Origin of the sequence: Streptomyces sp. (assembly GCF_050698815.1) — a bacterium.
GTDB lineage: Bacteria > Actinomycetota > Actinomycetes > Streptomycetales > Streptomycetaceae > Streptomyces.
This window is the reverse complement of the sequence record NZ_JBOHCV010000012.1, coordinates 1-7,363: the sequence shown is the minus strand read 5'-3', so window position 1 is coordinate 7,363 and position 7,363 is coordinate 1. Positions and strand designations below refer to the sequence as shown.

At 70.6% G+C, this 7,363-nt stretch carries 6 protein-coding genes; 1 reads left to right on the top strand and 5 read right to left on the bottom strand.

Annotated elements, in window-relative coordinates; all coding sequences use genetic code 11:
* The 4 genes from ACRDP3_RS00360 to ACRDP3_RS00345 form a co-directional block, all read right to left on the bottom strand.
* Positions 1–875, bottom strand: an 875-nt coding sequence (locus tag ACRDP3_RS00360) for a D-alanyl-D-alanine carboxypeptidase family protein (protein ID WP_431514745.1), incomplete at its 3' end; no start/stop codon positions are given.
* A 194-nt stretch (positions 876–1,069) separates the two neighbouring features.
* A complete protein-coding gene (locus tag ACRDP3_RS00355; RefSeq protein ID WP_431514744.1) occupies positions 1,070–2,590 on the bottom strand; it encodes an APC family permease in 1,521 nt (506 codons plus the stop codon).
* Entirely contained in the window at positions 2,590–4,170 is a 1,581-nt protein-coding gene (locus tag ACRDP3_RS00350) for a GMC family oxidoreductase (protein WP_431514743.1), read from the bottom strand. Before ACRDP3_RS00350 ends, ACRDP3_RS00355 begins: the two co-directional genes overlap by 1 nt.
* A complete protein-coding gene (locus ACRDP3_RS00345; RefSeq protein WP_431514742.1) occupies positions 4,167–5,633 on the bottom strand; it encodes an aldehyde dehydrogenase family protein in 1,467 nt (488 codons plus the stop codon). Before ACRDP3_RS00345 ends, ACRDP3_RS00350 begins: the two co-directional genes overlap by 4 nt.
* 173 nt (positions 5,634–5,806) lie before the next feature.
* Here ACRDP3_RS00345 and ACRDP3_RS00340 point away from each other — a divergent pair, with 173 nt between their 5' ends.
* Entirely contained in the window at positions 5,807–6,577 is a 771-nt protein-coding gene (locus tag ACRDP3_RS00340) for a glycoside hydrolase family 16 protein (protein ID WP_431514741.1), read from the top strand.
* A 7-nt stretch (positions 6,578–6,584) separates the two neighbouring features.
* On the opposite strand, the gene ACRDP3_RS00335 is transcribed toward ACRDP3_RS00340, so the two are convergent.
* A partial coding sequence (locus ACRDP3_RS00335) for a DUF389 domain-containing protein (protein ID WP_431514740.1) occupies positions 6,585–7,363 on the bottom strand: 779 nt, incomplete at its 5' end.

Here is a 7,363-nt window from a genome sequence, read left to right as displayed (position 1 = left end):
GTCTTCTGCTTGAACGCCCAGTCCAGCATCCGCTTCGCGTCCGGGTAGCGGTCGCCGCTGTTGAGGATCGTGCCGACGACCGTACGGTCACCCTTCGTCGCCGCGAAGACGAGGCAGGCGCCCGCCTTGCTGCCGGTGCCGGTCTTGATACCGATGACGCCCTGGTAGGAGCCGAGCATCCGGTTGGTGTTGTACCAGGTGTAGGTGCGGCCGTTGGTGGCCTTCTGCTTGGTCGACTTCGACTTCACGACCGCACGGATGTTGGAGCTGCCCAGCGCGTACTTGCCGAGCTTGGCCATGTCCCGCGGGGTGGAGTGGTTACGCCCCTGCTTGGAGATGCCGTCGAAGGAGTCGAACTCGGTGTTCTTCATGCCGAGCTGGTCGGCCTTCTTGTTCATCTTCGAGATGAAGGACTTCACGCGCGCGGACGTCGAGCCGCCCGAGCCGATGGCGTCCGCCAGGGCATAGGCGGCGTCGCAGCCGGAGGGCAGCATCAGCCCGTACAGCAGCTGGCGCAGGGTCAGCTTGTCGCCGGTCCGCAGATCGGCCGTGCTGGCACCCCACTTGGCGACGTAGTCGCGGTAGGTCTTCTTGACCGTGACCCGGCGGTCGAGGTTCACGTCCTCGGTGCTGACGACGACCGCCGCGGTCATCACCTTGGTGGTGCTGGCCATCTCGCGCCGGGTGTCGGCGCCCCTGCCCCACAGGGTCTTGCCCGACCCGCCCTCCAGCAGGAAGGCGCCCTTGGCCTTGACGCCGGAGGGGCCGGCCGCCGCGTGCGCCGGCGTCGCGGCCAGCGGCCCGGCGACCAGCACGGCTCCGGCCGCCACCGCCACGGCACCCGCTCGGCGGGCCCGCTTCGATACAAGTCTCACTCAACGCTCCATCGTCCGACGGGGGCCTGCGGTGCCGACAGCGGTCGGGCGGTCCGGCACGGGCGCCCCCATGAAAAGTCTTCTGCCACAGCAGACAGCCCCGGGCCCCGATTGGTTGCACGGCGGGACGGATTTGACGTGACTTGCCAGACTTGACGGACTCGAGCGAGGAGCCCGGCTTCGGCGTTCGGCGGTCAGACCTTCGAGCGCTCCGGGATCGCGTCGCCGGCCGGGGCGTCGCCACGGCCGTAGTGGTGCGTGGTGAACATGTAGAGCAGGCCGGTCACCACGACGATGCCGCCGCACAGCAGCACGATGTAGTTGTCGTACCAGGGCGCCTCCGGGGTGCGGGCCCAGGAGATGTTGATGATGGCGAAGATGCCGTACGCCAGCGCCACGGAGTTGACCAGCAGCCCCCAGCGTCCGAGGCGGAAGTCGCCGGTCGCCCGCCAGCCCTTGAGGCGGGCCCGCAGGGCGGCCAGCACGACCATCTGGAACGAGCCGTAGATGCCGAGGATCGCGAAGGAGACGATCTTGGTGAGGGCGTCTTCGGAGATCAGCGACCCGAAGGCGATCACGGTCGGGATGACCGCGGCCACCAGCAGGGCGTTGTGCGGAACGGCGCGCGCGTGGGAGAAGCCGCGCAGCAGCCGGTGTCCGACGACCATCTTGTCGCGCGCGTAGGAGTAGATGAGGCGGCCCGCCGCGGCCTGCAGGCTGATCGTGCAGGACAGGAACGAGATGAGCACGACGCCCATCACCAGCCGCGCCCCGACCTCGCCCAGCGCGTCGAAGAGCACGCGCACCACCGGGTCGGTGTCCTCGCCGGCGATCACGGCCTGGTAGTCGGTGACGGCGAGCAGCAGCGTCAGGCAGGTGAACATGGCCGCCGCGCCGCCGACGTAGACCGTGCGGCGCATCGCCTTGGGGATGACGATCCCGGGACGGGCGACCTCTTCCGCGAGGTCACCGCACGCCTCGAAGCCGTAGTACTGGTAGAAGCCGATGATGCTGGCCGCCAGGAAGACGGGCAGGTACGAACCGCCCTCCGAGGTGCCGAAGTCGTCGAAGAGGACGCCGAGTCCGTGGAAGCGGTGGGTGGAGAGCAGCCAGATGCCGACGACGACCGCGCCGACCAGTTCCGCGGTGAAGCCGATGACGGCGGCGTGCGAAAGGGCCCGCGTGCCCGCGTAGTTGATGAGAGCGGCGACGACGATGAGCGCGACCGTGCACAACACGGTGGTGTGCACGGTCGGTTCGAAGCCGAAGAGGATGGCGATGTACGGGCCGGCGCCGTAAGCGACCGCGGTGATCGTGACCAGCAGCGCCCACATGTAGACCCAGCCGGTCATCCACGCCCAGCGCCTCCCCCACAGGCGGCGCGCCCACGGATAGACGCCGCCCGCGATCGGAAACTGGGCGACGACCTCGCCGAAGACCAGCGCGACGAGGAACTGTCCGACGCCGGCGAGTACGAACGCCCAGATCATCGGCGGCCCGCCGGTCATCAGGGCGGTGCCGAAGAGGGTGTAGGTGCTCACCACGGGAGAGAGGTAGGTGAAGCCGAGGGCGAAGTTGGCCCACGGGCCCATCTCCTTGCGGAACTCCGAACCGTGCGCGGCCGATTCGCCCGGCCCGCCACTCCCGCCCGGTCCGCCCGGTCCGCCCGGTCCGCCCGGTCCCGGTGTTCCCGCGTCCGCGTCCGCGTCCGACATCAGTGCTCAACTCCCGGTACGTCTTGGGTCTTCTCGGTGCCTTGCGGGCCGGGCGGTTCCCGGCCGGTGATCAGATCCGCCGCGCGCTCGGCCACGAGCAGCACGGTCACCATGGGGTTGGCCGTCGGCAGGCTCGGGAAGAGGGAGGCGTCCACCACCCGTACGCCCTCCTGGCCCCGCAGCCGCAGCTCGGGGTCGAGCACGGCCATCCGGTCGTCGGCGGCTCCCATCCGGCAGGTGCCGGCCGGGTGGTAGACGGTGTGGGCGGCGCGGCGCCCGTACGCGGACAGCTCCCGGTCCGTCGTCAGTTCGGGGCCGGGAGCCACCTCCCGCCGCAGCCATTCGCGCAGCGGGCCGGTGGCCGCGACCTCGCGGGCGATGCGCAGCCCGTCGACGACGGTGCGCTCGTCGTGGCCGTCCGGGTCGGTGAAGTAGCGGAAGTCCAGGGCCGGTTTGACGGTCGGGTCGGCGCTGCGCAGGAACAGCCGGCCGACGGAGAGGGCGCGCGGCACGTTCGGGGTCATGCAGACGCCGTGCTCGGGGGTGGGGTAGCCGAGACGTTCGGTGTTGACGGTGAACGGCACCTGGTAGAAGTGGAACATCAGGTCGGGGCGCGGCTGTGCGGTGTCGCGGCGCACGAACAGGCCCGCGTCGGAGTCCATCGCCGAGTTCGGGGGCAGCGGCCCGGTCTCCCAGATGATCACCGACTCCGGGTGGTCCTGCAGGTTCTCCCCCACCCCTGGCAGGTCAGCGAGTACGTCGATGCCCAGCCGGCGCAGGCGGGCGGCCGGCCCGATACCGGACAGCATCAGCAGCCGGGGCGTGTCCACGGCCCCGGCGCACAACAGCAGTTCGCGCTCCGCCCGTACGGTGCCCTCCGTCCCGTCCGCGTACGTCACCAGGACCCGGGTGAGGCGCCCGGCGTCGTCGTGCAGCAGCCGGTACGCCCACGTCTGAAGCTTCAGCGTCAGGTTGGGGCGGTCCAGGACGGGGTGCAGATAGGCGACGGACGCGGAGGAGCGGTGGTTGGTGGCGGGGTCGTAGGCGAGGGAGAAGAAGCCGGCGCCGTCGGCGAAGGGGTGGGCGTTGAAGTCGTCGACGACCGGGACGCCGAGGGCGTCGACGGCTGCGGTGACGAAATCGTGGGCGATGGCGTTGCGGTCCTCGTGGGCCACGGGCCGGATGGTGTTGAGCAGCCGGTGCCGGTAGGGCAGTACGGTGCCGGGGCCCCAGCCCGCGGCGCCGTTGCGGACCCATTCCTCGAGGTCCTCGGGGAAGGGCAGGAAGCTGATGAGGGTGTTGTGCGAGGAGCAGCCGCCCAGCACGCGGGCGCGCGAGTGCAGGATGTGGGAGTTGCCGCGGGGCTGCTCGACGGTGGGGTAGCCGTAGTCGAGGTCGGAGCCGATCAGGTTGATCCAGTTGCGCAGCCGCAGGACCCGCTCATCCCCTACGTCGCTGGGCCCGCCCTCGATGACGCACACCCGGCAGTCCGGGTCCTCGGTCAGCCGCGCGGCCAGCACGCACCCGGCCGTACCGCCGCCGACGATGACGTAGTCGTAGGAGTCAGCCGAGCCGCTCATCCCTTGAACCAGCCGGAGGGGGCGGGGGAGAGGTTCTGGTAGATGTGCTTCGCCTCCTGGTACTCCCGCAGTCCGGTCGGCCCGAGTTCGCGTCCGATGCCGGACCGGCCGAAGCCGCCCCATTCGGCCTGCGGCACGTAGGGGTGGAAGTCGTTGATCCACACGGTGCCGTGGCGCAGCCGGTTCGCCACCCGCTGGGCGCGGCTCGCGTCACTGGTCCACACGCCGCCCGCCAGGCCGTAGCGGGTGTCGTTGGCCAACTCCACGGCCTCGTCCTCGGTATGGAAGCGTTCGATGGTCACCACGGGCCCGAACACCTCCTCCTGCACGATCCGCATGGACCGGTCGCAGTCGGCGTAGACGGTGGGCAACAGGAAGAAGCCACGGGCGAGTTCGGGGTCGTCCGGCCTGCGCCCGCCGGTGACCAGGCGGGCTCCGTCCGTACGGGCGATCTCCAGGTAGCTCTCGACCTTCGCGCGGTGTTCGGCGGAGCTGAGCGGCCCGCTCTCGGTGAGCGGCTCCAGCCCGTCGCCCAGCCGGATGGCCTGGGCCCGGCTGGCGAGTTCGGCGACGAAGCGGTCGTGGATGCCGGCCTGGACCAGATGCCGGGAGCCGGCCGAGCAGACCTGGCCTGAGTGGAGGAAGGCGGCGTCGAGCGCGTAGTCGAGGGCGGCCTCGAAGTCGGCGTCGTCGAAGACGATGTAGGGGTTCTTGCCGCCCAGTTCCAGGGCGATGTTCTTCACGCTGCTCGCCGCGCCCGCCATGATCTTCCGCCCGGTGGCCAGGCCCCCGGTGAAGGAGACCATGTCCACCTCGGGGTGCGAGGCCATGGCGGCGCCGACCGTGGCTCCGGAGCCGAGGACGAGGTTGGCCACCCCGGGCGGCGTACCGGCCTCGGCCAGCAGGCCCATCAGGGCGATCGTGGTCAGCGGCGTCGTCTCGCTCGGCTTGAGCACGAAGGTGTTGCCCGCGGCGAGGGCCGGGGCGACCTTCCAGGACGCCTGGAGCAGCGGGTAGTTCCACGGGGCGATCAGCGCGCACACCCCGACCGGCTGATGGACGACCCTGCTGAGCACGTCAGGACCGACGTCGATGATCCGGCCGGCGTCCTTGCCCGCGATCTCGGAGAAGTAGCGGAAGGCGTTCGCGATGTCCTCGATGTCGATGCGCGCCTCGGCCAGCGTCTTCCCGGTGTCGAGCGTCTCGATCCGGGCGATCTGCTCCAGGTCGCGCAGGAGCAGCTCGTGCACGCGGTAGAGCACGTCGGCGCGGCGCCGGGTGGGCGCGTCGGCCCAGTCGGCGCGTTCGAAGGCCCGCTTCGCCGCCCGTACGGCCAGATCGACGTCGGTCTCGTCCGCTTCGTCGACGGCGGTGATGACCGAGGCGTCGAACGGATTGACCACGTCACGCCGTCCGCCGGTCACGGGCGTGGTCCACTCGCCGTCGATGTACAGCTCAGCCATCCGTACTCCCTCGCGCTCCCACTCTCCCGCTCTCCCGCTCATCGTGCGGCGCACGGTCACCCGCTACCAGGGGCGCACCGGAAGGGGCGGTTTCGGGGGCGGGATGTTGACCCACGTGGTCCAAGATCGGCCGGGAGCCGGACCGGGCGGCCGCGGACGGGAACAGGGACACCATGATCGACGAAGCGCTGACTCTGCTGGGGTGGCTCAGACGCAGCCGCACGCGGGACGCCGCCCGGCCGGACCGGGACGCCTGCCCGGACCCGGGCGGCAGCCCAGGCCCGGACGGCACCCGCTTGCGGCCGGTGTTCACGGCCGACTTCTCCGCACCCGGCCAGTGGGTCGCGGGCAGGTCGTGGGCGTATCCGGACGGCGGCCCCACCAACCCCGGCGACAACAAGCTGGACCACCTGGTGGACGACCCCGGCTATGCGCGTACGGGCACGTTCAAGGCGACCTGGCACCGGGACGGCAACTGGCGGGCGGGCCTGCTCACCACCGAGGGCAGCGACGAGGGGTTCACCCTGCGGACCGGCGACATCCTCGAGACCCGGGTGCGGCTCCCCGAGGAAGCGGGTGCCTGGCCGGCCATCTGGACGTGGCGGGACGGCGGCAACGAGATCGACGTGTTCGAGTACCACCCGGACAACCCGGACGTGCTGGAACTCTCCAACCACGTGAACGGCGGCGGGCACTACTACTCGCACCCGGCGATCCGGCCGGGCGCCCGGGTCGATCTGACGGTTGAGTTCGGCGCCGGATCGGTGGTGTGGTGGGTCAACGGGGTGCGTGCGCACGCGGACCGCACCGGCGTCGGCCCGCACTGGTCCGCGTACCTGATCGTGAACCTGTCGGTCTGCGCGGGCGAGCACCATCCGCCGCCGGACCGGTCCGCCTCCTGTATGACGTACGAGGTGGACCACCTGCGGGTCTACCGGGGCTGACCTGGAGTCAGCGCGGCGGCGGCAGGAAGGGGTTCCGGTCGGGAACCGGCGTGCCGCGCAGCCCGTAGCGGGCCCACAGCACGCGCTGCAGATACAGCGTGACCGTACCGGCGACGAACATCCCGGCGAGGTTCACGCCGAGCTGCTGGAACGAGGCGCCGACCTCGCTCCAGTGTTCGAGCGGGATCGCGACCGCGATGTTCCCGGCCGCCGGCACCGTGGTGACGGAGATGAAGACGCCCACCAGCGCCGAGGACTTTCCGGCGGTCATGGAGAGAATCCCGGCCACCCCCGCCAGCAGCGCCACGATGAAGGACCAGCGGTCCGGATGGATGATGAAGTCGGTCAGCGGCCGGTCGGACAACATGTCCGGCGTGACCCAGCCCAGCAGCCGGCTCACGCCCGCGCAGGCCAGCGTGATCGCGATGGCCACCGTGAAACCGATGGCCAGCGTCCGTACCGCCGCACCCACCAGGCGCACATCGCGCTGGAGCACCCCGAAACAGACCGCCGCCACCGCCCCGAACTCAGGACCGAGGACCATCGCGCCGACGATCAGGATCGGCTGGTCCAGCAGCGCGCCGATCGCCGCGATCTGCGTCGCCAGCGCGAGGAACGCCAAAAATGCCCAGGTCAGGCGAGTCTCGTTCGAGGTGCGGGAGATCAACTCGTCCCAGACGACGGCGTCATCGGGCTCCCCGGGGGCGACCTTCTCGGCGACTTCGGCCGCCGTGGAGATCGACAGATACAGCTCCTCGACGGTGATCGCGCCGGTCTCCTTCAGGC